Raw genomic sequence first — 203 nt, 5'->3', positions numbered from 1 at the left:
GTGGTGTTACCTAATGTCAGACCACTGGCAGGATTGCTAATAGTTAAAGTCGCGGTTTCTGTTCCTTCCACTAAAACATCATCAACAACGGTGAAGGTGACAGTACCAACGGTTGCACCATTGGGAATAGTGATGATGCTATTGCTGAGGGTGTAATCTGCTGTGGTGATACCTGTTCCCGTAACATCTAAATTAACGGTTTG

The 203-nt window shown here is 44.3% G+C and carries 1 protein-coding gene; it reads right to left on the bottom strand.

The window, feature by feature from the left end:
* A partial coding sequence (locus ACIR310F_RS26560; protein ID WP_231387361.1) for a hypothetical protein occupies positions 1-203 on the bottom strand: 203 nt, incomplete at both ends.

This window comes from Dolichospermum circinale AWQC310F, from assembly GCF_000426925.1.
Lineage (GTDB): Bacteria > Cyanobacteriota > Cyanobacteriia > Cyanobacteriales > Nostocaceae > Dolichospermum > Dolichospermum circinale.
Note: the sequence above shows the minus strand (reverse complement) of the source record. Positions and strands in the feature narration are given on the sequence as shown.